Raw genomic sequence first — 24,579 nt, forward strand, 5'->3', positions numbered from 1 at the left:
CCTTTTTTCATAAAAAATACGAAAATACGAGAAAAGAAGCGAATTTTTTCGAAACTTTTGCGGGAAAATATTGTATGAGCCTGCGTTTATATCGTATCATTAGTAAAAGGAAGAACTCGGGACGATTGGTGGCATCTGCAAATAGAGTTGATGTCTTTTTTTCATTCAAGTAACCGATACATAAAAATAGATAACAAAAATAGAAGGAGTGTGCGATGAGATGAACGTAACAATCTATGATGTAGCGCGCGAAGCGAACGTTTCAATGGCTACCGTATCACGCGTTGTGAACGGTAACCCAAATGTAAAGCCTACAACAAGAAAGAAAGTATTAGAAGCAATTGATCGTTTAGGATACCGTCCAAATGCGGTAGCACGTGGACTAGCAAGTAAGAAGACAACTACGGTAGGTGTTATTATTCCTGATATCTCAAATACGTTTTATGCAGAACTTGCACGTGGAATTGAAGATATCGCAACAATGTACAAATATAACATCATTTTAAGTAACTCTGATCAAAACAAAGAGAAAGAGTTCCATCTATTAAATACGATGCTTGGAAAACAAGTGGACGGAATTGTTTTCATGGGTGAAGATATTACAGACATTCACATTGAAGAATTTAAAAAATCTCCAGTACCAATTGTATTAGCAGCGTCATTTGATGAGCAAAATGAAACGCCATCAGTAAATATTGATTATACACAAGCAGCTTACGATGCAATGAAGCACTTTATCGAACAAGGACATAAGCGTATCGGTTTCGTCTCTGGTCCATTCATTGATAAAGCGGGAAGCGCGAAGAAGTTACAAGGTTATAAAAAAGCTTTAGAAGAAGAAGGTATTTCATATGATGAAAATCTTGTAATCGATGGAGATTACACATATGACTCAGGTATCGAAGCATTCGAAAAGCTTTGGAGCAATGATGAAAAGCCAACAGCAATCTTCGTGTCTTCTGATGAAATGGCACTAGGTGTAATCCATGCAGCACAAGATGCTGGATTAAACGTACCAACTGACGTAGAAGTACTTGGTTTCGATAATACACGCCTTGCATTAATGGTTCGTCCGCAGCTTTCAACAGTTGTACAACCGATGTATGATTTCGGTGCAGTAGCAATGCGTCTATTAACAAAGTATATGAACAAAGAAAAAGTGGAAGATCACACTGTTATCTTACCTCACCGTATCCAATTTAGAGATTCAACGAAATAAGTATAAAAAAGCTCACAGCGATTGCTGTGAGCTTTTATTCATATTCAGGATAATATTTTTCAATTACTGTATCTACAGTTTCATTTTTCTTAACGTGTAAAAATTTTGCGTACAATTCTTTTCCAGTTTCAAATGGCGTATCGTCTAATTCAAATACATGTAACACTTTTCGGAACGTCCATGTGATTTGCTCATCATACATATTATCGTATGTGTGCTCCGATTGTATAGCTATCTTTTCACCTAGTTCATGAGCTTCTTCTAAACTGTTTGCTTTAACAAGAATAATACTTTCTTCAAAAAGTGTATCGTGATTCTCTTCATAATGCTCATCCATTTTCATAGGATGAGGCTCACCAGAATGAACAGACTCAAACAATAATTTTACAGCGTACATATTATGCTGCATGTTTCACCTTATAAATAATACTTGCGACAAGCGAAGCAGGTATTGTAAATACGTTACTTTGATAATGGTAATGCACTTGGGATTCTTCATAAGACATGTTGTCATATAGTTCGTTTTGTGAGACACTCATTTTTTTCTGTTTTTCTTTGAGTATTTTAATGTAGTTGTACTGTATTGGGACGAGAATGATGAAATAAGCTAATACGATTAGTGAAATCCAAATCATTATGAACACTCCCTTACAAAGAATATTTGTATATGGTAATTATATCAATTTATATGAGGGATATCCATATTTTTCTAGTGGTCAATTTCTTTTCCAAAATGCAAAAAGTTCTTCAGCGCTTCGTAAATTATGTTCAAGGCATGTTTGTGCAGTGCGTTTAAAATTTTGTATTAAATGCTCTAGCCTAGAAGAATCATAGTGCTTTGCTTTTCCATCTACAATCGTTTTATCTTTTTTTAAGTTAAGTGATATTTTTAGCAAAGTTACATTTGTTTCTATTTGTACAACTTCCATGTAAAAAAAATTTTGTCTAAGTCGATTGTAATATAATCAAATCGCTCTACTTGTTTAAAATATCCTACAATATCATCTTCCAATTGAAATCCTCCCTAGTATATAGCTTACCTGGAAGAGTTTTCTATAGATTGTATGATTCCTTGTTATATGTCACATAAGTGTAAAAATAACTATTATAGGGCAATGTCATGTATAATAGAAAGAAAAGGCTTGTGAGGGGGGAAAAGAGATGATCGTTCTTTGGATAATTACGCTTTGTATGACTGCTATTTTTGCATATATGACGTTAAAACAAAATGGTTTAAAGCGATTTGTTCCAGGAAGTATTCTTGCAGGAATTGCCCTTATCACGTATGTAATTTCTATTTTTATTGAAAGTGTATCAGTAGATATGAGCAAAAGTTTAATGTTTATTGGTATTACACTATTTGCAGGTAGCATTATGGTACTTATGGTTGCTGGTATTATTTTGTTTATTCATATGAATTCGGAAACGTTATAGCATATAGAAAAGGCATGTCCCGAGGGACATGCCTTTTTATCCGTTCAATTATGCTCTATCTTTAGAAGAATTTTGTTGTTTTAATAAGTCGCGAATTTCGCCAAGAAGAACTTCTTCTTTTGTTGGTTCTGGAATTTCTTCCTCTTTTTCGTCTTCTTTTTTAGATGTTAGTTTGTTGAAAACTTTAATAAACATAAAGATAGAAGCTGCGATAATTAAGAAATCAAAAATTGTTTGGATGAAGTTACCATACATAACAGCTGATTTACCGTATCCAAAGTGCAAATCTGTAAAGTTAACGCCACCTAATACCATACCAAGTAATGGTGTAATAATGTCTTTTACTAAAGAACTAACGATTTTACCGAATGCAGCACCGATTACAACCCCGACAGCTAAATCAACGACATTCCCTTTGAAAGCGAACTTTTTAAACTCGTTCCACATGTGTCAATCCCATCCTTTCCACGATTCATTATGAAATTTATAATTCCTATCAACATATTTTATAGAAATTTACGAGAGAAATAAAGGGGAAATGGGAATGAAAGTAAATTCTGAAAAATGTATCCGTTTTAATTTTTGTTTACATCATCTAGTAAAGATTGTAGCATTTGCTGCGTTTTTAATCCTTCTAATCCATCTACAACAGGCTTTGTATCTCCGTGTACACATTCAATAAAATGATGAACAGCATCTTCAAAACCACGTTGTTTTAACGTCGTATCCCATGATGGAGAACCGCTTTGTGAAACTGAGTTTTCCTGTTCAATTTCAAATGTATTCATATTTTTTACGCGAATGATTTTCCCTGGCGTTACAAGTTCAATTTGTTCTAAATTTGTACCGGCATGGCGATGCATTGCAGTAGAAAGTAACAGTCCACTTGGAGTTGTATATGTATGATGTCCGTAAAGAAGTTCATTCTTTTCATTGATTTGCATCATATTGTGAACGACGTTAAGGTCATCATTAGCGAACCAGCGAGCAGTATCTACAATGTGTAAATAATCATCTAACATAGTGAAGTCGTACGTATATGGCCCGACTTTATTTGTGCGATGCTTTTCAATTCGAATCCATGAAATATCATGAGCCTGTTCTTTGGCAGCAACATACATAGGAACGAATCTGCGATTAAATCCGACCATTAACTTTCGGTTATACTTCTCGCTCAACTCGACTAGTTGCTCAGCTTGTTCCACAGTAGCTGCTAACGGCTTATCAACATAAACGTCGATTCCTTTTTTCAAAAGCTCAGAAACGATTTCATAATGCGATGCAGTTGAACTATGAACGAAGATTGCATCACATTCCGAAGCTAACGTTTCAATAGAATGAAAGTCTTGAATTCGGTATTGCTGGCAAACTTGTTTTCTTTTCTCTGCGTTAGGTGTAAACGCCCCGACAAAGTTCCAATCTGTTTCTTTTGTAAGTGTTGGAAGATAGGCCTTTTGCGCAATGCTACCAAGTCCAATCATCCCAATTTTAGGTTTATTCATATGTATTCCCACCCTATTAATATTGATGTAACGGCTTAAATGTAGCATAGGATGGGGGAGGAAGGCAAAGATAAGCTTTTTACTTATTTCCTTCTAACAAAATTTTCTCTATCTCTGCAAAATTATGAGCGCGAGCATGCTCTAACGGGGTAACACCATCATTATCTGGAATATTTACATCTGCACCGTGCTCAATAAGAAGGCGAATGACTTGTTGCTGTGTTTCGTTTCCGTTACTTAGTACGATAGTTTCCATTAAAGCTGTCCATCCTAGGTTATTTACATGATTTACATCAATATTTGTTCGAGTGAGGAGTTCTTTTATAACGTCAATATAGCCATGTTCTGAGGCTGGGATAAGAGCTGTTCCGCCGTAACGATTTGTAATCGTAGGATCTGCACCAGCATTAATTGTTAGCTTTAAAATGTCTAAGTAACCTTCCGCACCGGCGTATAGAAAGGGATTGTTTTTCATGTCATCTTGGATATTTACGTCAGCACCAGCTTTGATAAGTGCTTTTGCGGTTTTTACATCATTTTTGTATGTAGCAATCATAAGAGGGGTACGTCCTTGATTATCCGTCGCATTTATATTTGCACCTTGTTTTAGTAAAGATATAACAGTATTCGTTTCATTTTTTTCAGTAGCTGCTAGTAGTGCAGTCTCCATGTTTGTCATCTCCTTTTTGACTTCTTGTTCTTGCGAGCATCCTTGTAAAAAAATTACGCAACATATCATACTGAATGTTTTTTTGAACATGGAATTTCAACCTCCTAATTTCAACTGTAAAATAGGAACATTAAATTTTTATAAACTGACGCTAAAATTACTATAAAATCGCTTGAGTATTTGAACATATATTTTTATGCTTATGAATATGAAGGATGGGTAAAGTGAGGATGTAACATATGTCTATTAAAACAAGGTTTTTATTTTCTTATATTGCTGTAATTCTCGTTTCTATTACGCTCATATTAGTCGCGGGATTTTTAATTGTTTTTTCAATAACAGGTGATTTGGAAGCAGTGAAAAATTTCTATAAAAGTTCTTACATTCAAAAGCCGCTTACACCAGAAGAAGAAAATGCCTATCTTGAATTAAAATTAGCGGCAAAGCAACATCAATCTCAATTATTAGATAAATCGTTCGTTTCATCAATTGAAAAAGAAGGTGTGAAAATAATTGTAAGAAAGGGAGAAAACATTTCTTATGCTAATAAGGGATTTGAAAGTTCGACTTTAACAGAAGCCCTTCCGAAATTTGAAGCGGCAAATATTAATAGTCGTGGTACAACGGAACTAGGCGAGACATTTTATCGATATGTAAAGTTTGATTTTTATTTTCCAGAGAAAGAAGAAGGGAGTATATTTGTACTAAAAAAGCAAAGTTCATTTGTAGATCTTACACAAAAATTATTTCCAATCTTATTCGTATCGCTTTTACTATTAGCCATTTTACTCATTGGTTTATTAAGTTATCTTGTTTCAAGAAGTGTAATAAAACCAATTTTTGTATTGAAAGGTGCAACGGAGAAAATTAAAGAAGGAAATTTAGATTTTCAAATGCCAGTTACATCGCACGATGAAATAGGTCAATTAAATCAAGGATTTGAGGAAATGAGGAAGAAGTTAAAGGAATCGATTGAAGTACAAACGCAGTATGAAGAAAATCGAAAAGAACTTATTTCAAACATATCGCATGATTTAAAAACACCGATTACATCTATTATCGGATATGTAGAAGGAATAAAGGACGGGGTAGCAAATACGCCAGAAAAAATGGATAAGTATTTAACGACAATTCATACGAAGGCAAAACATATGGACACACTCATTGATGAACTCTTTTTGTTTTCGAAGCTCGATTTAAATCGAGTTCCATTCCAATTTGAGACAGTTGAATTAAATACGTTTATGCAAGAATTAATAGAAGAGATGCAGATGGATTTAAGTGAAGAAGGTATAGAAATTAACTTACAATTACATTCATCGCCATTATATGTAACGGCTGATTGCGAAAAGATAAATAGAGTTATATCAAATTTAATTCATAATAGTGTGAAGTACATGGATAAAGAAGAGAAGAAAATTACCGTAACAGTATCGAGTGATAACAATAAAGTTATTGTGAAGGTGATAGACAATGGATCAGGTATAGAATCTGATACGCTACCGTATATCTTTGAACGTTTTTATCGTGCAGAACAATCGCGAAATTCTAGCACAGGTGGAAGTGGACTTGGTTTAGCAATAGCGAAGCAAATTGTTGAAGAACATGGCGGGGAAATTTGGGCGGAAAGCGAGCTTGGTAAAGGCACAAGCATTTTCTTCTCATTGGAAAAAGTAGAGGAATGTGGTGAGTAAATTGAAAAGAATTTTACTAATAGAAGATGAAGTAAGTATTGCAGAATTACAGCGAGATTATTTAGAAATTAATGATTTCCAAGTTGATGTAGAGCATTCAGGAGAAACAGGTTTACAAATAGCCCTGCAAGAAGACTATGATTTAATTATTTTAGATATTATGCTTCCGAAAATGAACGGATTCGAAATTTGTAAACAAATACGTGCTGTAAAAGATATTCCGATTCTACTTGTTTCAGCAAAAAAAGAAGATATAGATAAAATTCGCGGGCTCGGATTAGGAGCGGATGATTATATAACGAAACCGTTTAGCCCAAGCGAATTAGTCGCAAGAGTAAAAGCGCATATTGCTCGTTATGAAAGATTATCAGGAAATGTAAGTAAGCAACGTGATACGCTATACATTCACGGAATTTCTATCGATCAACGAGCGAGGAAAGTTTTTATAAACAATGAAGAAGTGGCATTTACAACGAAGGAATTTGATTTATTAACATTCTTTGTCACACATCCAAACCAAGTATTAAATAAAGAACAGTTATTTGAACGCATTTGGGGATTAGATTCCGCTGGTGATTTAGCCACTGTTGTCGTCCACATTAGAAAGCTACGTGAAAAAATTGAAAGAGATCCTGCCCACCCGCAATATATTGAAACAGTATGGGGAGCTGGTTATCGTTTTAATGTGTAGGGAACCTGTCAAAGTTTTGGCAGGTTTTTTTGTATGTGATCAAAAGGGGATAATAGGTAATTTATGTTAAAATATAAAGAGAGATAAAACATAGGAGAGTGTGAGAGGGCGTGCTACATTTTGGGGGATACATTAAAAGATAATAAATCAAACAAGGTTTTAAAGATTGGAACTAATATTGTACTTATCTTATTAATTATTGGTGCAATACAAATGTTTTATGATGAAGATTCTACGAATGATCATTTGGGTTGGTTATTTATGATGGTCTTTTTTGCAATTAAAATAATTTCTAGTTTTATGATAAGTTTAAAAGAAGGAGATAAAAAGTCAGTATTTATTGATTTAGGTTTAATAATTTTTTCTGTTCTTCTTTTGGTTGTTACTAGTGTGAAATATTTCTTTTGAAAAACCTCATAGTCTTATAGAGGCTGTGAGGTTTTTGTTGGAAAATTAACTTGCGACCTTAATATGCTATTTTAGAGTTCCTTGTTGCAATGATTTATAAAATATTTGAGTAGTAGAAGTAAACTGAGCAGCTTCTTCTAAAAAAGGATAATGGTTGCTCTCCTCAAATGTCACAAAAGTAGAATCGCATATACCCTCATGTATCTCGATGGAATATTGAATAGGACACTGCACATCGTGTCTTCCACACATAATTAGTGTTTTTGTTTTTATAGAAGGTAAATACTCCCTTAAATCAAATGAAGGATATTCATTGGCGAAAGCATTCATCCGGCTAACGGACATTGTTTTTTTGATTGGTTTACAAAAATAAGAGTTGTAGTTTTCTGGTTTATACAATGATAATTTTGTTCTCTTAGTAGATAGTTCTTTCCGTTCTTCACTTGTAAGGTGAGGGCTTTTTAAGTTTTCGATGAGCTCTTGCATATAATGAAACTGTGAATGTTCTGGATGATAAATACAAAATGGTGTTTCGGTATAGTTACTTGCTGCAGCGCCTGCTACGACTAATGATTGTAAGGAATTTGGATATGTAATCGCATATAAAAGTCCAAGCATACCACCTGTTGAATGACCAGTGAAATGCCATGTTGGGAGTTGTAAAGCTTCCCGTATTGCTTCTAAATCGTTAACCGTTTCAATCATACTTAATTCGTTTTCTGACTGGGCGGTTACAGAGCTACCAGCATCTCGTAAATTAATGAGAAATACACGATGCGTAGCAGTGAAAACATCTGCAAAGTAATCACCAGTTTCATTAAATTGTGAATAGTGATGTGTAATACAAAGCGGTTCGCCATTTCCTTTTGTAAAGAGTTCAAATGTGCCGCGTTTTGTGGGGATCATTTGTTGTGTCCACATAATATCACGTCCTTTTTTCATAAAAGTTGGACCGGTTAATTATTAAATAAAATATATCGGCGCAACTCGAAACATATCGACTTACCGACAGTAGTCGACAATAAATAAAAGGAGGCTATTCAAAAACGAGCCTCCTTTTCGTTTAGTACAAAGATTTTGTCATATTATTCCGAATAATTTCAAGGGATTTCGCTACAGTTAATGCATTCTTTTCTTCAATTTCTGGTTTACGGGGGATAGGTTTATACATGTTGTCTGGATCTTCCCATGTGAGGGGAAGTTCTGTTTCGGCTTGTCCTTTCCAAGCGTCAATCCATTCTGGAGGGAGATAACCCGAGATGTTTTGGATGTTGTTCATTTCGAGCCAAATAAGTGCCCAAGCTCTTGGTACGACGCGCCAATGGTCATAGCCACCGCCGCCGACAGCGATCCAGCGACCGTCGCAATATTCATTAGCAATTTCACGAGCGAGCTTCGGTATTTCGCGGTAAATATTCATGGTTGCACAAAGGTGTGTAAGTGGGTCGTAGTAATGTGCGTCGGCACCATTTTGCGTTAAAATAATATCCGGTTTAAAGTACGCTGCAACTTCTTTTACAACTGTTCGATATGATTTTAGAAAGGATTCATCTTCTGTAAAAGCATCCAGTGGAACGTTAAAAGAATAACTATAACCATTACCTTGTCCACGTTCGTTTACAGCGCCAGTTCCAGGGAATAAATAGCGACCAGTTTCATGTAATGAAATGGTGCATACGTTAGGATCATCATAAAACGACCACTGCACGCCATCACCGTGATGAGCGTCTGTATCAATATATAAGACGCGTAAACCGTATTTCTTCTGAATATACTTCATTGCGATGGAGCTATCGTTATAAATACAAAAACCAGATGCCTTGCCACGGAAGCCGTGATGTAAGCCTCCACCTAAGTTAAGTGCGTGTTTTACTTTTCCGGAAAGAACAGCATCGACAGCTGTTAACGTACCGCCAACGAGCAATGCGCTTGCTTCGTGCATATTTGGGAACATCGGTGTATCTTCTGTTCCTAGTCCATATGTCATCGCAATTGATTTTTCTAACTTTCCTTCTCCAGCACGTTTTACCGCATTTATGTACTCCTCTGTATGAACGTAGGCAATCTCTTCATCTGTAGCCATCCGTGGTGAGATGATTTGAGAGGGAGAGATGAAACCACCCTTTTGTAATAAATCATACGTAAGTGTGACGCGCAGTTGGTTAAAAGGATGATCAGGGCTAAATGAATAGCCCCGAAAGTCATCCGAATAAATAAACGCGCTACTCATGCTTGCATCCCCATGATGTTCGGCCATAATACGCGATAGCCTTCTGCTTCAAGTGCATCAATCACTTTTAGAGGATTCATCGTTTGAATGCGGAAAACAAGTACTTTATCATTCTCATCTTTTGCTGGATAGACGAGAACGCTCACGATATTTATTTGTAAATCACTAAAAATAGCAACGACTTTTCCAAGAATACCAGGTTCATTTTTTACTTGAATTTCAATTTGTGAACTCGGTTGATGTGCTCCTGTTAATTTTACTAACGTGTGCAGTACTGTAGATTCTGAGATTATTCCAACTAACTTCCCAGCTTTTGTAACAGGAAGACAGCCAATTTTATTTTCAAAAAATAAAGTAGCAATTTCCTCAACGAAATCGAGAGGGTGGCAAGTCATTACAGGATGTTTCATAATAAGTTCAAGCGGTTGCTGTAGCATATCGAGTGAAACTTGTTCATCTAGAATAGACGGACTTGCATCTCTTACATCCCGATCAGAAATAATGCCTACGACGTGATTATTTTGATCGACAATTGGAATGTGCCGAATTCCTTTCGTGCGAATCGTTCGGATTGCTGTTTCGATTGTATCGTTTGGATGTAGTGTAACTACATTTTGATTCATAATTTCTTCTACAATCATTCCAGTTGCCCCCTTTATTAATACATAAAACGATTGTGAAAACGTAGACGATCAAAAGCTTGAATAGAATCCGTATCAACGCGTTTACCGATGCGGACCATTAAACAGTTGGCGGGATGTGAACAAATTTCAGGATCGTCTGTAGCCATCCATTGTAACCCGCCGGCATTCATCATCTTTTCCATTACTTTTCGGTATTCCCAAACATTTAATCCTGTTTGTTTCAAATCCCAGTGCCAATAATATTCAGTCGTCAATATAATGTAATCTTCCATATAATCGTCCATCATAGAAACCTCTAGTAAGTTCTTTCCGACAGAACTCCCGCGGAAGGCTGGAACTACTTCAATTGCCCCAAGCTCAATTAAGTTTTCTATTTTTCCTTCTGACCATCGTTCAAGTGGATCAGGATATAAATATGTAACATATCCAACAATCATCTGGTCATGTCTAGCAATAATGAGTCGAGCTTCTGGTAATTTAGAAATTTCGACAATTGCTTTATATTGCTGTTCAGCAGGACGAAATGCAACTAAATCTGGATGAAATTCATACATTTCAAGATTATGTGTAGAGACAGGACCTTCAATAATTAAAGTGCCTTTCGCTGTTTTTAAGTTTCTAGCATTGTATATTTTTTTATGAATCAATGTATTGCTCACCACCTTGAGGGTTTGTGAATCTATTAATATCGTACTTTATAATATATGCGATGTGAATCGAATTTTGTCATTAAAAATTTGTCTAAAAACCAACAAATATACTGAAAATTTTAAATAATATCATTATAATAGATAATAGAATACATAGGAGGGGGATGTAAAGTATGAAAGTAGAAACGCTTCCTGTCATTAAAGGAGAAAATAATTTGCCGAATTATGATGAGGCATACGCGAATTTTAACTGGGAAGAGGTTAATAAAAACTTTACTTGGAATGAAACAGGCCGAGTAAATATGGCGTATGAGGCAATTGATAAGCATGCGAAATCCGATCGAAAGAATAAAGTAGCTCTTTATTATCAAGATGGATCGCGAAAAGAGAAATATACATTTAAGGAAATGAAGGATTTTTCTAATAAAGCAGGAAATGTCCTGAAAAATTATGGCGATGTAGAAAAAGGCGATCGCGTTTTTATTTTTATGCCACGTTCTCCAGAATTATATTTCGCACTTTTAGGTGCAGTGAAATTAGGAGCAATTGTTGGACCGTTATTTGAAGCATTTATGGAAGGTGCGGTTCGCGATCGTTTAGAAGATAGTGAAGCGAAGGTGTTAATTACAACGCCTGAGTTATTAGAGCGTGTACCATTAAATGATTTACCTGCTTTAAAAACAGTTTTTCTTGTTGGAGATAATGTAGAAGAAGGCGGTAAAACGGTAGCGTTCAATCCTTTATTTGAACAAGCTTCAAAAGAATTACATATTGAATGGTTAGGCCGTGAAGATGGTTTAATTCTTCACTATACGTCTGGTTCTACTGGTAAGCCAAAAGGTGTGCTTCATGCGCAAAATGCAATGGTTCAGCACTATCAAACGGCGAAATGGGTATTAGATTTAAAAGAAGACGATGTATATTGGTGCACAGCTGATCCAGGCTGGGTAACGGGAACTGCTTACGGTATTTTCGCACCGTGGTTAGTTGGAGCGTCAAATGTTATTTTAGGTGGGCGATTTAGTCCGGAAGCTTGGTATGAAGCACTGCAAGATTACGGTGTAACAGTTTGGTATAGTGCACCGACAGCGTTCCGTATGTTAATGGGAGCTGGACAAGACGCAATTAAAAAATATGACTTATCACAAGTTCGTCACGTATTAAGCGTTGGTGAGCCGTTAAATCCAGAAGTAATTCGCTGGGGTATGAATGCATTTGGACTTCGTATTCATGATACGTGGTGGATGACAGAAACAGGTGGACAAGTTATTTGTAACTACCCTTGTATGGAAATCCGTCCAGGTTCAATGGGTAAACCCATTCCAGGTGTAAAAGCAGCGATTGTTGATAATGAAGGAAATGAAGTTCCTCCATACACAATGGGTAACTTAGCAATTGCGAAAGGTTGGCCATCTATGATGCGTGCAATCTGGAATAACCAGCAAAAGTATGAATCTTATTTCATGCCGGGAGATTGGTACGTATCAGGTGACTCTGCCTATATGGATGAAGATGGATACTTCTGGTTCCAAGGACGTATTGACGATGTAATTATGACGTCAGGTGAGCGCGTTGGTCCGTTTGAAGTAGAAAGTAAATTAATCGAGCATGCTGCTGTTGCAGAAGCAGGTGTAATTGGTATTCCTGATCCAGTGCGTGGCGAAATTATTAAAGCATTTATCGCACTTCGAGCAGGATACGAACCATCTGATGAATTAAAAGAAGAAATTCGTCAATTTGTAAAGAAAGGCCTAGCAGCTCATGCAGCGCCACGACAAATTGAATTTAGAGATAAATTACCGAAAACGAGAAGTGGTAAAATTATGCGCCGCGTATTAAAAGCGTGGGAGCTGAATTTACCAACAGGTGACTTATCAACGATGGAAGATTAAGAGAGGAAGGTCTGAACGAAAAAATGTTCAGGCCTTTTTTTATGTTATTATTAACTTATATATATAAGTTAACGGGGGTAGTATGATGAAAACAGAAAAAGAAAAGATGATACTAGGAGAAATGTATATACCGGCTGATCCAGTTTTAGTACAAGAAAGAGAGCAAGCACGTATATTAACGAGAAAATTAAATGATACGCCAGAAGAGCAATTGAAAGAGCGTAGCGAAATCATAAAAGAATTATTCGGAACGACAGGAGATAATATTCATCTTGAATCTTCTTTTAGATGTGATTACGGCTATAACATTCATGTCGGTGAAAATTTTTACGCGAACTTTGACTGTACGATTTTAGACGTATGCCCGGTAACAATCGGAGTGAACTGTATGTTAGCTCCAGGTGTTCACATTTATACAGCAACGCACCCGCTTGATCCGGTAGAGCGTATAAGCGGATCAGAATACGGAAAACCAGTTACAATTGGCGATAACGTATGGATTGGCGGAAGAGCAATTATTAATCCAGGTGTAACAATTGGAGACAATGCGGTGATCGCATCTGGTGCTGTCGTAACGAAAGATGTGCCTAATAATGTAGTAGTTGGCGGGAATCCTGCAAAGATTATAAAAAAACTAAAATAATATTTGAACGAAGTGCCTTCCTCGTCTGTATACATTTATGAAAGAATAGATGAGGGAGGCTTTTTTATGTCTAATAAATTACTTCTTGCGACGTTGTAAAGGATTGACAAGAAGAGAAACCGGACCTCTATTTGACACGCCTATATAAATGATGGTATAAAGAAAAGTATATGAATAATTGAGCGTGGAAAGGGAGAAGTAGTGATCATTTCCCTGTTTTAGAGAGCTGATGGCCGGTGAAAATCAGCACATAGATGATCGCGAATTACGCCCCTAGAGCATCTTTTTTCGATTGAATTGTATTCAAAAGGGAAAAGACGGTGCTAAGCCGTTATGTAAATAAGGTGGTAGGCTTTTTTGCCTGCAACTAGGGTGGTAACGCGATAATCAAAATCGTCCCTTATTTGAAGGGGCGATTTTTTTATGTTTTCAACCTTCACGCCAGTAATGAACTTAAAGGAGAGTATGTAGGATATGGGTATTTTACAAGATCTTGAATTTCGCGGTCTAATTAATCAGCAAACAGATGCTGAGGGCCTTGAGCAATTATTAGAAAAAGAAAGCGTTAAATTATACTGTGGTTTCGACCCGACAGCGGATAGTTTACATATTGGTCATATGTTACCAGTATTAATGTTACGTCGTTTCCAATTAGCTGGCCACCAACCAATCGCACTTGTTGGCGGTGGTACTGGTATGATCGGTGACCCGAGTGGTAAAAAAGCAGAACGTACATTAAATACGAAAGATACAGTTGCTTACTACACAGAAAGCATTAAAAACCAACTTTCAAACTTCTTAGAGTTTGAAAACGTGGACAACCCAGCAACGATGGCTAACAACTATGACTGGCTTGGTAGCTTAGATGTAATTTCATTCTTACGCGATATCGGTAAAAACTTCGGTTTAAACTATATGTTAGCAAAAGATACAGTAGCATCTCGTTTAGAAACTGGTATTTCATTCACTGAGTTCAGTTACATGATTTTACAATCATACGACTTCTTAAACTTATACCAACAACATAATTGCCGTTTGCAAATCGGTGGTAGTGACCAATGGGGTAACATTACAGCTGGTCTTGAATTAATTCGTAAATCAGAGGAAGATGCGAAAGCATTCGGTTTAACAATTCCACTTGTTACAAAATCTGACGGTACGAAGTTTGGTAAAACAGAAGGCGGCGCAATTTGGTTAGACCCAGAGAAAACAACTCCTTACGAGTTCTACCAATTCTGGATTAACACAGATGACCGCGACGTTGTTAAATACTTAAAATACTTCACATTCTTATCTCATGAAGAAATTCTTGAGCTTGAAAAGCAAGTAGCTGAAGCACCAGAAAAACGTGCAGCACAAAAAGCATTAGGTTCTGAAATGACAAAACTTGTTCACGGCGAAGAAGCATTAGAGCAAGCGATTAAAATTTCAGCTGCGCTATTCAGCGGTTCTGTAGCAGAACTAACTGCAAGCGAAATTGAACAAGGATTCAAAGACGTACCATCTGTAGAACGTACTGCAGAAGATACAGTATTAATCGACTTACTTGTAGAAAGCAAAATCTCTCCATCAAAACGTCAAGCACGTGAAGATGTAACGAACGGCGCAATCTACGTAAACGGTGAGCGTACACAAGCGTTAGACTACGTTGTAACAGAAAACGACCGCATCGAAGGTAAATTTACAATCATTCGCCGCGGTAAAAAGAAATATTTCTTAATTCGTTACTAATAAATAAAAAGCTTTGGGGAAATTCCTCAAAGCTTTTTTTGTTTTAATCTCCTTTTCGAGTTCATACGGAAATCACATGTAAGCGGTATGATAAACGTATAACAATTAGAAAGGAGTGGTAAAACGAAATGTCACTAGAAGCGTTGATTATTTTTTCTTTGCTAAACGCGGGTCAACTTGCAGAGAATTCGAAGGTTGATATACATAAAGAGCAGAAAGATGCTTATGTATATGTTCAAAAAGAGGAAAATAAATAACTTTATTTTATATATAAACTTCAAAAGCCAATCCATTGGATTGGCTTTTTGTCAGGTTGTTGGAAAAAGAGCGTACATTTTTCTCTTTTAAACATTAGCTAAAATTTGATCATAGCACGAAGTAATAAGTGCTTCCAGATCTTTTAAGTCATTAACGTTATCAATAAAAATTCTACTCACTCCCTGTGATTTTGGGGCTTGTTCAACCACAAAATTAGGGCATAGCTGTTTCGTAGCTTCTAAATCGAGTCTTACAACTAAGGATTTTGCATCGCCATCAAGGAAGAGACGTATAAACCATTTTGTGATTACACGATTCATGATACAAAAATAACTAATGGTATCTTTATATTTGAGGTTACTGATATCTCTTTGATGCTCAGTTAAAATCTCTTTAACAATGTTAAATGCGGTTAGTTCATTTTCTGTAGTGAAAACTCTATCTGTTTTGTCTTCTTTGTTAATGTCTTCAATTATTTCGGTAGAAGCAGCTGCAACTAGGCTTGTTTCTATTTTCTCCGATGTTTTTGTTTCTTTTGGTGTTAAACCATCACTGATTATTTCTAATAGTGTTCGATTAATTGCTTTTTTAACGATTGGTCGGAATCGCTCTAAAACGTTATTTGTAATTCTAGTTGAGCTAAAGTCTCTAATTAGAAAACGAAGGAAGTCATCTGAAGGATTTTTAAATAGTTCTTTAATTGTAGAGTTTAAATTGGTCATATAAATAAGCTCTTCAGCATATTTTACGATTTCTTCAGCTTCAAAATTTTCTTTTGTAAAAGTTTCAATCGTTTCAATATCTAAATTAGTTAAATTATCCATGCTGAATGTGAAGAAAGGTTTTTCATCCATCACATTGTCATTTGTTAAATCAGTATAAAACTTGTATTCTACACCATTAGTTAGTACCCCTACTTTGACATCAGGTAAGGCATTGAAATATCTAGATAGTTGCGCATCGTGTTTAAGGAGATTTTCTGTTACAGATTTTGCCTCGATTAAAATAATTGGAACCCCATTTTTAAAAACCGCATAATCGACTTTTTCTCCCTTCTTAGTTCCGAAGTCTGCAACATACTCAGGTCTAACTTCTAAAGGATTAAAAACGTCATAACCTAGTTTTTGAAGAAAAGGAATAATTAATGATTGCTTGGTCATTTCTTCATTAGTTATGTACTCTGTTCGTTCTAAAATTTGGTTAGCTATTTTGTTTATGTCATTTCTGAATTCCATATCAATGTCTCCTCGTTATAAAGTTTAAAAATCTTTAATATTATTGTTATTCCGTGAAAATTCATAATATAACAGAGTTCTTTATGGAAACAGGGAGGTTATTCTTTTTGTTTTAGATGGGAGTATAGGGTATTGGGATTTTTATGTTATGTAGGATATAAAAATAATGGGGGAATTGAAAAAAGCCAATCCACAGGATTGGCTTTTTGTCATTAACGAGAGTAGAACTCTACGATTAATGCTTCGTTGATTTCAGCTGGTAACTCAGCACGCTCAGCGTGACGAGTGTAAGTAGCTTCTAATTTGTCAGCATCGAAAGTTAAGTATTCTGGTACGAAGTTGTTAACTTCGATCGCTTCTTTAACAACAACAAGGCTGTTAGATTTTTCGCGAACGCTGATAGTTTGGTTAGGTTTTACACGGTAAGATGGGATATCTACGCGAGCGCCATCAACCATGATGTGACCGTGGTTTACTAATTGGCGAGCTGCACGACGAGTGCGAGCTAAGCCCATACGGTAAACTAAGTTGTCAAGACGAGCTTCAAGAAGGATCATGAAGTTTTCGCCGTGCTTACCAGGCATTTTACCTGCTTGGTCAAATGTGCGACGGAATTGACGCTCAGTCATGCCGTACATGTGACGAAGTTTTTGTTTCTCTTGTAATTGTAAACCGTATTCTGAAAGTTTCTTACGTTGGTTAGGACCGTGAGGACCTGGTGCGTAAGGGCGTTTTTCTAATTCTTTTCCTGTGCCGCTTAGAGAGATTCCAAGACGACGAGACAGTTTCCAAGCTGGACCTGTATAACGAGCCATAGTTGACTCCTCCTTTAAAAATGTTTTTATTTACGTAAAATAAAAACAGACGTAATCGATATTTACGGGCATTTTGTTTTCATGTACCTTCGCTCCAGCAGCAGGGAGTTACGAGATACACCTCCGTAGAGGAACAAAATACAAACGATAAACTCACATTACAAGGCTGCCTTTTTATTTTACACAAACGCTATTATATCTTTTACCCAGAGTTTCGTCAAGCGAGTACGTTTTTGTTTTATGCATATAAATTTTGGAAATTAATATAAGAAGGAATTTAAAACAATATAAAAGAAGAGATAGAAACACAAATAAAACGCTTACATAAAATGTAGTAAAAACGTTCATCAGTTTTTATTGGTGAATATGCGGGATAAAAACATAAAGGGGATGTTTTTATGAAAAAGAAGCATATGGAGACAGCGTTAATTCATCACGGTTATACACCTGAGGAACATAAAGGAAGTTTAACACCACCTTTATTTCAAACTTCTACATTTACATTTGAGACTGCGCAGCAAGGAGAGGCGAGTTTTGCGGGAGTGGATCCATCTTATATTTACTCACGGCTTGGAAATCCAACTGTGAAATTATTTGAAGAACGTATGGCGGTGTTAGAAGGAGGAGAAGAGGCACTTGCCTTCGGATCTGGTATGGCAGCTATTTCAGCAACTTTAATTGGTTTTTTAAAGGCTGGAGATCATATTATTTGTTCAAACGGATTATATGGGTGTACGTACGGTTTTTTAGAAGTGTTAGAAGAAAAATTTATGATTACGCATTCGTTTTGTGAGATGGAGACAGAGGCTAATATTGAAAATAAAATTCGTTCGAATACAAAGCTTATTTTCGTTGAAACACCGATTAATCCAACAATGAAATTAATCGATTTAAAACAAGTGATTCAGGTTGCGAAGCAAAATGGCTTACTTGTCATTGTTGATAATACGTTTTGTTCGCCTTATTTACAAAGACCGCTTGAGCTTGGCTGTGACGCTGTTGTGCATAGTGCGACAAAATATATTGGTGGCCATGGTGACGTTGTAGCGGGTGTAACGATTTGTAAAACGAAAGCGTTAGCTGAAAAGATTCGCCCGATGCGAAAAGATATCGGCGGTATTATGGCGCCGTTTGATGCGTGGTTATTATTACGCGGGTTAAAGACGTTAGCAGTAAGAATGGATCGTCATTGTGATAATGCAGAAAAAATTGTATCGTTCTTAAGAAAACATGATGTGGTAGAAGATGTTTGGTATCCAGAAGGGGAGTTAGCATCTCGTCAAATGAAACGCGGGGGCGGTGTTATTTCTTTTTCAGTAAAAGGCGGAAAAGAAGAGACTCAAGCGTTTATTAATGATCTTCACTTTATTACAATTGCGGTAAGTTTAGGCGATACAGAAACATTAATTCAGCATCCAGCAACGATGACGCACGCTGCAATTCCGGCTGAACTAAGAAAAGAAATGGGCATTTTCGATAATTTAATACGCTTATCGGTCGGTTTAGAATCGTGGGAGGATATCGTTTCTGATTTAGAGCAGGCATTAAAGAAAATATCTACTGTTAATCAATAAAAAAAGAGTGAGCTATCGGTTTTGTACAGGACGTACTAAGTCGATAACTTGCTCTTTTCTTTTTACATATGTTTTAGGAGTGTCTCCACAAACTTTTCTAAATAGCGCTGATCTACTTCATCAAAACGATTTTTTTCAGGACTATCAATGTCAAGTACACCAATGACAGCTCCTTCTTTCACAATCGGTACAACGATTTCCGAATTAGAAGCACTATCGCAAGCGATGTGACCTGGGAATTGGTGAACGTCCGCTACAAGCTGAGTTGTTTTCGTTTCAGCTGCTACGCCGCAAACGCCTCGTCCAAATGGAATGCGTACGCAAGCAGGCATTCCTTGGAACGGTCCAAGGACAAGCTGATTTCCTTCTGTTACATAAAAGCCAACCCAATTAACGCGATCTAAAAATTGGTTTAATAATGCGGACGCATTTGATAAGTTTGCGACTACGTTTGATTCGCCAGTTAATAACGCATCCAGTTGTTTAATTACTGTCTCATATTGCTGCACGCGAGATCCTGCATAACTTTCTTTAGTAAACATGGAAACAGCTCCTTTTTTATCGAGATGTGTAAAATATTAGCAAAATACGATGTATTTCACATGACTTTGTCGATAGAAAATTAAAGGAATTTGTCTTAAAAGTCAAGAAATTTAAACTATAGCTGTTCATTGAGAGGAAGTGAGCGCATGAAGCAGACGAAACAAAAAGTAATTGATGCGGCAATATCGTTGTTTAATACGAAAGGTTATGATGGAACGTCGGTGCGAGACATTGCAAAGCGAGCGGATGTGAATGTAGCGAATATTTCATATTATTTTGCTGGGAAGCAAGGTTTATTAGAACAGCTTATTACTGATTTTTTAGAAGGGTATATTCATGTGATTGAAATTTCGTTTGAACAGAGAGAGTATTTGTCGACTAAAGATGTGATGGTGCAAATGGTGCGTGGGATGTTACGATATCAATTTGAAAATAGAGAACTAACACGTTTCTTCTACCGAGAGCTTTCGCTTGATACGACATTAATTCGTGAAGTGATGACCGTTTATTTTTCTAAAGAAAGATATTATATAGAGCAAATTATTAGGCAAGGACAAATAAAACAAGAATTTCAGAAAGTATCATTTACAATGTTTATGACGCAATTAAAAGGCATGATAAATATGCCGTTTTTATATCCACAATATATATCAGAAGTACTGCATTCTTTCCCGTCTGAGACATTTTTCATAGAAATGTACACGAAAGAGATTGAGCAATGGATGGAACAAGCATTATGTAAAGCGAATATGTACCATGAATGGCCAAGAGCTGTTCATATGTGAAGAATCCCCACCTAACGAACTGAGGTGGGGAGTTTTATGTTTATTTTTCTTTGCCATAAATTGTTACATAATAGCGCGATAATTGTTAACGTTGCTCCAGCGATTTCAATTTTATCGACTGTATAACCTCGAAAGATAGAACCGATCAGTGCAAGAATAGGAACTAAATTCATAAATAATATGCCGTTAATAGATGAAATATAGCGATTTCCCATATTCCAGCAAAATACAGCGATAACTCCTGCGATAATCGACATATAAAAGAGCTCAAAACGAACGCTCACAACTTTACGCAGTGACGGCATAGTAACTATATTTGTGTACGTTAAGAAAGTAACAATAACGATGAGTGAAATGGAGCCAAATAAACAAGTTAATGTCGTGTACCTAAGTGGTGACCAGGATTGAAAACGAGCACCTCCGTTTGTATAAATGACCCAGCAAGTAACGCCGCATAGCATTAATATGTTTGTCGATAAGTGGCTTGCAGCTCCAAATAATAAGTGAATATTTCCTTTTGAAATGACAAGCATCACACCAAGTAATGCAACGAACATACAAAGAAATGTGTAGTTTTGTGGGCGACGATTTTTCGTTACCCATTGCAGTGATAAGGCGATCAGTGGCATAAGAGACTGAATCATAGCTGCATGAATTGCTCCGGAAGGTCCAGCAAGTTGTTGTCCGTAGAAAACGAGAAAACCATATCCTGCGAAACCGACTGTCCCGTAAAAGAACAGAGAAAGTGTTCTTTTTTCTAAGCGGAGTGAAGTCTTCCCTTCAGTAATTAATAGCAAAATAAGAAAAATAATAGCTGCTGATCCATAGCGAATCGTTGTGAAGAAGAACGGATCGATAAATTGCAGAGCATTTGCCATTACAGGAAACATAAATCCCCAGGCAGTGACGGCGAGTAAGCATAGAAAGGATCCGAGTAGCATTTGTTTTTTGTTCAAGAGTATCTTTCCCCTTTGCATTTCGTTATAGTAAGTTGATGAAATAAGTATAAAGAGTAATTGTTTATAGGAGGAAATATCGATTTCTTATAACGGTTATAACTTTTTGTTAGAGGTGTGTACGATGGATTTGGAGGCAGTACGATCGTTTATCAAAGTGAAGCATACGCGAAGTTTATCAAAGGCAAGTAAAATTTTACATATATCTCAACCAGCGCTTAGTAAGCAAATTCGAAAGTTAGAAGCGGATTTAGAGGTTACTTTACTTAAGCGTTCTGCGCAAGGAGTGGAGTTAACGGAGGCAGGAGAGTTATTTATAAAAAGAATGCTACCGATTTTGGAACAAATAAATGAAGTGAAAACAGAAATGAGGGGGTATCAAGAGAACCGAAAGTTTTCAATTGGTATACTACCGAGTTTAGCAGAGCATTACATATTAGAGTGTAAAGATGTATTAGGTGATGAGCTCGAAGTAGAGTGGCAAATCGGACATACGGAAGTATTAAGAGATTTATTTAAAGCGCGGGAGATCGACGCGATGTTCATCGATTCAGTAGTAGAAGGTGCTACGTATATAAAAGAAGTGCAACAAGAGAAAATTGTTTGTGTCATTTCAAATAATCATCCGTATAAAGAGAAGAAAGTCATTCAAATAGAAGAGCTGCAAAATGAAAAATTAATTGTATATCCAGAAATATGCGATGTAAGGAAAATGATTATGAACATGTTTCATGAGATAGGTGTAAAACCAACTATAGCTGTGGAAACATCTTACGCAGAACCGATGCTTGCAATGGTAAAAGCTGGCCTTGGCATTACTTTACTTCCAGAAAGGGCAGTAGAGCAGTCTGTAAGGCAGGGAAATGTACATGGAATTTCTGTTGAACCACCACTCATTCGGAAAATTTATTTCGTATCTCATACGAAAGATTGTTTGTTATTACAATCATTTGAGGATAGGTAGTGAGGTAGGCGGAATATTGAGAAAGATTACAATCGCATTGAAAGAAACATGAAATTTTAAAAAAAACTAGGTCAAAAACAAGCCATTACATGGTATGATTAGTACATTGTTAGTTGTTAAATATAGGGGAATTCCCTTTTTATACATAATGCCTTCCATTTCATAAACGGAACGGACAAAAAAAGAGATATAACTAGGAGGCTTTTTTGCATGGATTCTATCCTGACGATCGTTATCATTGTAGTAAGCTCTATTCTAGTGCTGCTCATGATAGAGCTTGTGATAAGAAATCGTTCATATAAAGATATTGAAGCACTGGAGCAGTGGAAACAAGAGATAAAAGATAAACCTGTGGCAGATGAACTAAAACGGGTAAAAGATTTAAACATGACGGGTCAAACAGAAGAACTGTTTGGTAAATGGCGTGAAGAATGGGATGAAATTGTATCAACAACCCTTCCGAAAGCTGACAAAGATTTAGCGCAAGCGCGAAAATTCGCCTCGCAATTCTCCTTCCGAAAAGCAAAGCATGCGATGAACGAATCCATAAGTGGTTTAGATGACGCTGATAATCGTATTACAGGTGTTTTAAATGAATTACAGCAATTGTTAGAAAGCCATGAGAAAAATAGCTCGGAAATTGAAGGGTTACGTGATACATATCGTAGTATGAAAAAGAGTGTTCTTGCTCATAGACATATGTATGGGGCAGCAGAGCAGAAAATCGAAGAGATGCTAGACGCTGAATCTAATAAATTTAAAAGTTTTGAAGAAGCAACAGATAATGGTGACTACTTAAAAGCGAGAGAAATTGTTATTAGTTTAGAAGAAGGTTTAGCTGGTTTAGAAATCATTATTCACCAAATTCCAGATTTATTAGTAGAGTGTCAAGCGACGCTACCAGTTCAACTGGAAGATTTATTACAGGGTCATAATGATATGGTAAGACAAGGTTATGTATTAGAGTATTTGGAAGTCCCTAAAGAAGTTCGTGATATGACGACACAACTAAACACATGTTTAATGGATATACAGGAGCTTCATATAACCGAAGCGGCTGAAAAAGTGGAAGACTTAAAAACTCGTTTAGATGGTTTCTATGATCAACTTGAGCAAGAGGTGCATGCGAGACATTATGTGGAGCAAAAAACACTTTCTGTTTATGAAGACTTAGAAGAAATACGTATCGAAACGATTGAAACGAAAACAGAAACACAACTTGTGAAACAAAGCTATCAATTGCAAGATAAGGATATTGAATCTCAAAAAGTAATTGAAAAGCAAATGCACATTTTAACGAAACGTTTTGAAATGCTACAATTACGCGTTGCTGAACAAGATATTGCCTTCTCTATTATTCGTGAGGAACTAGAAGAGGTTTATGAGCAATGTGAAACGTTAAAAATACTTCATGCAGAATATAAAGAGATGCTGCAAACGATGCGTAAAGAAGAGTTTGAAGCGCGTGAGAAGTTACAAGAAATGCGAAATACTATTTTCGAAACGAAACGCTTTATGCAAAAGTCGAATTTGCCAGGTCTTCCAGAGAGTATTATGGAAGATTTAAAAAGAGGGCAAATGGCAATGCAAGCTGTATATGAACAATTAGAAGTGAAGCCGTTAAATATGAACGCTGTAAATAGCAGTTTAGAAGAAGCATACACAACTGTGAACGGTGTAGCTGAAATGACAGAAGAGTTAATTGGACAAGCGTATTTAGTTGAAAAATTAATTCAATACGGTAACCGTTACCGCAGTCATGATGAAAGCCTTGCAGAAAGCTTAAATTATGCGGAGAAATTATTCCGTGAATATCAATACGATGCAGCTTTAGAACAAGCAGCTTCTGTACTAGAGCAACTTGAACCTGGTGTTGTTCAAAAAATAGCTGAATATGTAGACAATGAACAAACCCTTTCATAAAAGGGTTTGTTTTTTTGTGTAATTTTGCAGACGATGTTGCTATAATGAATAGCGGAATACAGTAAGGTTATTCGTTTCAAAATAAAGTGAAACTGTAATCAGTGGGGGGGGGATCTCA

Annotated in this window: 26 protein-coding genes, 1 pseudogene and 1 other annotated feature; of the genes and pseudogenes, 13 read left to right on the top strand and 14 right to left on the bottom strand. The window is 36.4% G+C overall.

The window, feature by feature from the left end:
- The first annotated feature begins 220 nt into the window (after nucleotides 1–220).
- Nucleotides 221–1,219, top strand: coding sequence for a catabolite control protein A (gene ccpA / locus ASE54_RS21955; RefSeq protein ID WP_001103302.1), 999 nt, complete (start codon nucleotides 221–223; stop codon nucleotides 1,217–1,219).
- 34 nt (nucleotides 1,220–1,253) lie between these two features.
- On the opposite strand, the gene ASE54_RS21960 is transcribed toward ccpA, so the two are convergent.
- From ASE54_RS21960 to ASE54_RS21970, 3 genes and pseudogenes are all read right to left on the bottom strand, one after another.
- A complete protein-coding gene (locus tag ASE54_RS21960) occupies nucleotides 1,254–1,616 on the bottom strand; it encodes a DUF4288 domain-containing protein (RefSeq protein ID WP_003309991.1) in 363 nt (120 codons plus the stop codon).
- Nucleotide 1,617: 1 nt separating this feature from the next.
- The gene (locus ASE54_RS21965) at nucleotides 1,618–1,854 is read right to left on the bottom strand and encodes a DUF3949 domain-containing protein (protein ID WP_000637885.1); all 237 of its coding nucleotides are present in this window, start codon (nucleotides 1,852–1,854) and stop codon (nucleotides 1,618–1,620) included.
- 81 nt (nucleotides 1,855–1,935) lie between these two features.
- Nucleotides 1,936–2,231: pseudogene (locus ASE54_RS21970) on the bottom strand (hypothetical protein).
- 149 nt (nucleotides 2,232–2,380) lie between these two features.
- On the opposite strand from ASE54_RS21970, the gene ASE54_RS21975 reads away from it, so the two are divergent.
- On the top strand, nucleotides 2,381–2,653 hold the full coding sequence (locus ASE54_RS21975) for a DUF3917 domain-containing protein (RefSeq protein ID WP_000636586.1): 273 nt from the start codon (nucleotides 2,381–2,383) through the stop codon (nucleotides 2,651–2,653).
- 48 nt (nucleotides 2,654–2,701) lie between these two features.
- On the opposite strand, the gene mscL is transcribed toward ASE54_RS21975, so the two are convergent.
- The 3 genes from mscL to ASE54_RS21990 all read right to left on the bottom strand — a co-directional run bounded on the left by mscL (nucleotide 2,702) and on the right by ASE54_RS21990 (nucleotide 4,915).
- On the bottom strand, nucleotides 2,702–3,100 hold the full coding sequence (mscL, locus tag ASE54_RS21980) for a large conductance mechanosensitive channel protein MscL (RefSeq protein ID WP_000267015.1): 399 nt from the start codon (nucleotides 3,098–3,100) through the stop codon (nucleotides 2,702–2,704).
- Between the two features lie 128 nt (nucleotides 3,101–3,228).
- Nucleotides 3,229–4,155: a Gfo/Idh/MocA family oxidoreductase gene (locus ASE54_RS21985; RefSeq protein ID WP_001039702.1), complete on the bottom strand. Its 927-nt coding sequence runs from the start codon at nucleotides 4,153–4,155 to the stop codon at nucleotides 3,229–3,231.
- Nucleotides 4,156–4,234: 79 nt separating this feature from the next.
- Nucleotides 4,235–4,915, bottom strand: coding sequence for an ankyrin repeat domain-containing protein (locus ASE54_RS21990; RefSeq protein ID WP_000475121.1), 681 nt, complete (start codon nucleotides 4,913–4,915; stop codon nucleotides 4,235–4,237).
- A gap of 149 nt (nucleotides 4,916–5,064) precedes the next feature.
- Here ASE54_RS21990 and ASE54_RS21995 point away from each other — a divergent pair, with 149 nt between their 5' ends.
- The 3 genes from ASE54_RS21995 (at nucleotide 5,065) to ASE54_RS22005 (ending at nucleotide 7,618) form a co-directional block, all read left to right on the top strand.
- Nucleotides 5,065–6,519 (top strand): HAMP domain-containing sensor histidine kinase, encoded by a 1,455-nt coding sequence (locus tag ASE54_RS21995; RefSeq protein ID WP_000023861.1) that lies wholly within the window; start codon nucleotides 5,065–5,067, stop codon nucleotides 6,517–6,519.
- Between the two features lies 1 nt (nucleotide 6,520).
- Nucleotides 6,521–7,210: a response regulator transcription factor gene (locus ASE54_RS22000; RefSeq protein WP_003280338.1), complete on the top strand. Its 690-nt coding sequence runs from the start codon at nucleotides 6,521–6,523 to the stop codon at nucleotides 7,208–7,210.
- A gap of 120 nt (nucleotides 7,211–7,330) precedes the next feature.
- Complete coding sequence (locus ASE54_RS22005; protein WP_000502926.1) at nucleotides 7,331–7,618, top strand: hypothetical protein; 288 nt, start codon at nucleotides 7,331–7,333, stop codon at nucleotides 7,616–7,618.
- Between the two features lie 66 nt (nucleotides 7,619–7,684).
- On the opposite strand, the gene ASE54_RS22010 is transcribed toward ASE54_RS22005, so the two are convergent.
- The 4 genes from ASE54_RS22010 to acuA form a co-directional block, all read right to left on the bottom strand.
- Nucleotides 7,685–8,560, bottom strand: a complete 876-nt coding sequence (locus ASE54_RS22010) for an alpha/beta hydrolase (protein WP_003257684.1) — start codon at nucleotides 8,558–8,560, stop codon at nucleotides 7,685–7,687.
- Nucleotides 8,561–8,681: 121 nt separating this feature from the next.
- The gene (gene acuC / locus ASE54_RS22015) at nucleotides 8,682–9,848 is read right to left on the bottom strand and encodes an acetoin utilization protein AcuC (protein ID WP_000092825.1); all 1,167 of its coding nucleotides are present in this window, start codon (nucleotides 9,846–9,848) and stop codon (nucleotides 8,682–8,684) included.
- Entirely contained in the window at nucleotides 9,845–10,489 is a 645-nt protein-coding gene (locus tag ASE54_RS22020) for an acetoin utilization AcuB family protein (RefSeq protein ID WP_000634583.1), read from the bottom strand. Before ASE54_RS22020 ends, acuC begins: the two co-directional genes overlap by 4 nt.
- A 17-nt stretch (nucleotides 10,490–10,506) precedes the next feature.
- A complete protein-coding gene (acuA, locus tag ASE54_RS22025; protein WP_000581392.1) occupies nucleotides 10,507–11,139 on the bottom strand; it encodes an acetoin utilization protein acetyltransferase AcuA in 633 nt (210 codons plus the stop codon).
- A 176-nt stretch (nucleotides 11,140–11,315) separates the two neighbouring features.
- Between acuA and acsA the strand changes: the two genes are divergently transcribed.
- From acsA to ASE54_RS22045, 4 genes are all read left to right on the top strand, one after another.
- Nucleotides 11,316–13,034, top strand: coding sequence for an acetate--CoA ligase (gene acsA / locus ASE54_RS22030; RefSeq protein WP_000862047.1), 1,719 nt, complete (start codon nucleotides 11,316–11,318; stop codon nucleotides 13,032–13,034).
- A gap of 82 nt (nucleotides 13,035–13,116) precedes the next feature.
- Nucleotides 13,117–13,677 (top strand): maltose acetyltransferase domain-containing protein, encoded by a 561-nt coding sequence (locus tag ASE54_RS22035; protein ID WP_003257681.1) that lies wholly within the window; start codon nucleotides 13,117–13,119, stop codon nucleotides 13,675–13,677.
- Between the two features lie 176 nt (nucleotides 13,678–13,853).
- Nucleotides 13,854–14,081 (top strand) — a binding site (T-box leader).
- A gap of 70 nt (nucleotides 14,082–14,151) precedes the next feature.
- Nucleotides 14,152–15,408 (top strand): tyrosine--tRNA ligase, encoded by a 1,257-nt coding sequence (gene tyrS / locus ASE54_RS22040; RefSeq protein ID WP_000512092.1) that lies wholly within the window; start codon nucleotides 14,152–14,154, stop codon nucleotides 15,406–15,408.
- A gap of 128 nt (nucleotides 15,409–15,536) precedes the next feature.
- Entirely contained in the window at nucleotides 15,537–15,665 is a 129-nt protein-coding gene (locus ASE54_RS22045) for a hypothetical protein (RefSeq protein ID WP_000050940.1), read from the top strand.
- A gap of 87 nt (nucleotides 15,666–15,752) precedes the next feature.
- On the opposite strand, the gene ASE54_RS22050 is transcribed toward ASE54_RS22045, so the two are convergent.
- Nucleotides 15,753–16,901: a type I restriction endonuclease gene (locus tag ASE54_RS22050; protein WP_000395711.1), complete on the bottom strand. Its 1,149-nt coding sequence runs from the start codon at nucleotides 16,899–16,901 to the stop codon at nucleotides 15,753–15,755.
- Nucleotides 16,902–17,113: 212 nt separating this feature from the next.
- Entirely contained in the window at nucleotides 17,114–17,716 is a 603-nt protein-coding gene (gene rpsD, locus ASE54_RS22055) for a 30S ribosomal protein S4 (protein ID WP_000135320.1), read from the bottom strand.
- A gap of 398 nt (nucleotides 17,717–18,114) precedes the next feature.
- Between rpsD and megL the strand changes: the two genes are divergently transcribed.
- The gene (gene megL / locus ASE54_RS22060) at nucleotides 18,115–19,290 is read left to right on the top strand and encodes a methionine gamma-lyase (protein ID WP_000726575.1); all 1,176 of its coding nucleotides are present in this window, start codon (nucleotides 18,115–18,117) and stop codon (nucleotides 19,288–19,290) included.
- Between the two features lie 62 nt (nucleotides 19,291–19,352).
- On the opposite strand, the gene ASE54_RS22065 is transcribed toward megL, so the two are convergent.
- Nucleotides 19,353–19,832 (bottom strand): GAF domain-containing protein, encoded by a 480-nt coding sequence (locus ASE54_RS22065; protein WP_000494340.1) that lies wholly within the window; start codon nucleotides 19,830–19,832, stop codon nucleotides 19,353–19,355.
- Between the two features lie 147 nt (nucleotides 19,833–19,979).
- Here ASE54_RS22065 and refZ point away from each other — a divergent pair, with 147 nt between their 5' ends.
- Entirely contained in the window at nucleotides 19,980–20,618 is a 639-nt protein-coding gene (refZ, locus tag ASE54_RS22070) for a forespore capture DNA-binding protein RefZ (RefSeq protein ID WP_000814915.1), read from the top strand.
- Nucleotides 20,619–20,629: 11 nt separating this feature from the next.
- On the opposite strand, the gene ASE54_RS22075 is transcribed toward refZ, so the two are convergent.
- A complete protein-coding gene (locus tag ASE54_RS22075; protein WP_001036055.1) occupies nucleotides 20,630–21,574 on the bottom strand; it encodes a DMT family transporter in 945 nt (314 codons plus the stop codon).
- A 124-nt stretch (nucleotides 21,575–21,698) separates the two neighbouring features.
- Between ASE54_RS22075 and ASE54_RS22080 the strand changes: the two genes are divergently transcribed.
- The gene (locus ASE54_RS22080; protein WP_000362573.1) at nucleotides 21,699–22,538 is read left to right on the top strand and encodes a LysR family transcriptional regulator; all 840 of its coding nucleotides are present in this window, start codon (nucleotides 21,699–21,701) and stop codon (nucleotides 22,536–22,538) included.
- 210 nt (nucleotides 22,539–22,748) lie between these two features.
- Nucleotides 22,749–24,461, top strand: a complete 1,713-nt coding sequence (ezrA, locus tag ASE54_RS22085; RefSeq protein WP_000377314.1) for a septation ring formation regulator EzrA — start codon at nucleotides 22,749–22,751, stop codon at nucleotides 24,459–24,461.
- Nucleotides 24,462–24,579 lie beyond the last annotated feature (118 nt).

The sequence above is a fragment of the Bacillus sp. Root131 genome, assembly GCF_001429475.1.
Taxonomy (GTDB): Bacteria; Bacillota; Bacilli; order Bacillales; family Bacillaceae_G; genus Bacillus_A; species Bacillus_A thuringiensis_S.

What these genes read in the sequence shown, in the direction of transcription:
- ccpA (WP_001103302.1), top strand. Translation starts at nt 221, where the DNA reads ATGAACGTAACAATCTATGATGTAGCGCGCGAAGCGAACGTTTCAATG.
- ASE54_RS21960 (WP_003309991.1), bottom strand. Translation starts at nt 1,616, where the DNA reads ATGTACGCTGTAAAATTATTGTTTGAGTCTGTTCATTCTGGTGAGCCT.
- ASE54_RS21965 (WP_000637885.1), bottom strand. Translation starts at nt 1,854, where the DNA reads ATGATTTGGATTTCACTAATCGTATTAGCTTATTTCATCATTCTCGTC.
- ASE54_RS21975 (WP_000636586.1), top strand. Translation starts at nt 2,381, where the DNA reads ATGATCGTTCTTTGGATAATTACGCTTTGTATGACTGCTATTTTTGCA.
- mscL (WP_000267015.1), bottom strand. Translation starts at nt 3,100, where the DNA reads ATGTGGAACGAGTTTAAAAAGTTCGCTTTCAAAGGGAATGTCGTTGAT.
- ASE54_RS21985 (WP_001039702.1), bottom strand. Translation starts at nt 4,155, where the DNA reads ATGAATAAACCTAAAATTGGGATGATTGGACTTGGTAGCATTGCGCAA.
- ASE54_RS21990 (WP_000475121.1), bottom strand. Translation starts at nt 4,915, where the DNA reads ATGTTCAAAAAAACATTCAGTATGATATGTTGCGTAATTTTTTTACAA.
- ASE54_RS21995 (WP_000023861.1), top strand. Translation starts at nt 5,065, where the DNA reads ATGTCTATTAAAACAAGGTTTTTATTTTCTTATATTGCTGTAATTCTC.
- ASE54_RS22010 (WP_003257684.1), bottom strand. Translation starts at nt 8,560, where the DNA reads ATGAAAAAAGGACGTGATATTATGTGGACACAACAAATGATCCCCACA.
- acuC (WP_000092825.1), bottom strand. Translation starts at nt 9,848, where the DNA reads ATGAGTAGCGCGTTTATTTATTCGGATGACTTTCGGGGCTATTCATTT.
- ASE54_RS22020 (WP_000634583.1), bottom strand. Translation starts at nt 10,489, where the DNA reads ATGATTGTAGAAGAAATTATGAATCAAAATGTAGTTACACTACATCCA.
- acsA (WP_000862047.1), top strand. Translation starts at nt 11,316, where the DNA reads ATGAAAGTAGAAACGCTTCCTGTCATTAAAGGAGAAAATAATTTGCCG.
- ASE54_RS22035 (WP_003257681.1), top strand. Translation starts at nt 13,117, where the DNA reads ATGATGAAAACAGAAAAAGAAAAGATGATACTAGGAGAAATGTATATA.
- tyrS (WP_000512092.1), top strand. Translation starts at nt 14,152, where the DNA reads ATGGGTATTTTACAAGATCTTGAATTTCGCGGTCTAATTAATCAGCAA.
- ASE54_RS22045 (WP_000050940.1), top strand. Translation starts at nt 15,537, where the DNA reads ATGTCACTAGAAGCGTTGATTATTTTTTCTTTGCTAAACGCGGGTCAA.
- ASE54_RS22050 (WP_000395711.1), bottom strand. Translation starts at nt 16,901, where the DNA reads ATGGAATTCAGAAATGACATAAACAAAATAGCTAACCAAATTTTAGAA.
- rpsD (WP_000135320.1), bottom strand. Translation starts at nt 17,716, where the DNA reads ATGGCTCGTTATACAGGTCCAGCTTGGAAACTGTCTCGTCGTCTTGGA.
- megL (WP_000726575.1), top strand. Translation starts at nt 18,115, where the DNA reads ATGAAAAAGAAGCATATGGAGACAGCGTTAATTCATCACGGTTATACA.
- ASE54_RS22065 (WP_000494340.1), bottom strand. Translation starts at nt 19,832, where the DNA reads ATGTTTACTAAAGAAAGTTATGCAGGATCTCGCGTGCAGCAATATGAG.
- refZ (WP_000814915.1), top strand. Translation starts at nt 19,980, where the DNA reads ATGAAGCAGACGAAACAAAAAGTAATTGATGCGGCAATATCGTTGTTT.
- ASE54_RS22080 (WP_000362573.1), top strand. Translation starts at nt 21,699, where the DNA reads ATGGATTTGGAGGCAGTACGATCGTTTATCAAAGTGAAGCATACGCGA.
- ezrA (WP_000377314.1), top strand. Translation starts at nt 22,749, where the DNA reads ATGGATTCTATCCTGACGATCGTTATCATTGTAGTAAGCTCTATTCTA.